We start from the raw sequence: 740 nt of genomic DNA, 5'->3' as shown, positions 1-740 counted from the left end.
TGATTTTGCACCGAACCTATATCTGCTCTGATTTGATCAAGATTAGTTATAGCTGTTTCAGCAATATCCATTACTGCCATAGCTCCTTTAAGTGTAGTCACACCCGCTGTTTCACTTACAGCACCTGCTGCATTACCTGCTGAAGTTTTTAAAGTAGCAAATTGAGAATTACCAGAACCTTCAGAAAAACCTGAACCTGTAGAGACATTATATACATTACTAGCTGCAGTCATTTGAGAAACAACAAAAATTCCAGATGCTAAACCTATTGACATATTTTTACCGCTACCCTCAGAAAAACCTGAACCTGCAGAAAAACCGCTACCATCAGAACTCATGTATGCAGAAACAGAAGAATGACCTATTATAATTTGTTTTCCACCGCCTTTAAAAGAATTAAAGCCCATAGCATCAGCAGCATTAGCATCAATTTGACCCTTAGATTCTCTTAAAGATACCGAAGTTTGAGAAATAAGATCACCTGCTCCCATACCTATGGCTGAAAGAGTGGTTCCGCTAATATTAATATCCCTACCATCATTTTTTACTAAGGATAATCTTCCATAATTTTCTTTTTGCTCCCTTAAAATACCAGAACCAACACCTATATCTCCAGTGATTTTAATGCCTCTACCATCAGCAGAAGTTAATACAAGCTTACCGTTCTCATCTTTTGAAGCTTGCACCCCTGTAGTATCCTTAACCGAATTAATAGCTGAGACTAAAGCACCGTTTTCATC

At 37.7% G+C, this 740-nt stretch carries 1 protein-coding gene; it reads right to left on the bottom strand.

All coding sequences use genetic code 11. The annotated features are described in order from the left end of the window. Positions 1-740: flagellin hook IN motif-containing protein (locus GRQ01_RS07560; RefSeq protein ID WP_282958812.1), on the bottom strand; the 740-nt coding region annotated here is incomplete at both ends.

Origin of the sequence: Campylobacter bilis (genome assembly GCF_016806695.1) — a bacterium.
Lineage (GTDB): Bacteria > Campylobacterota > Campylobacteria > Campylobacterales > Campylobacteraceae > Campylobacter_D > Campylobacter_D bilis.
Note: the sequence above shows the minus strand (reverse complement) of the source record. Positions and strands in the feature narration are given on the sequence as shown.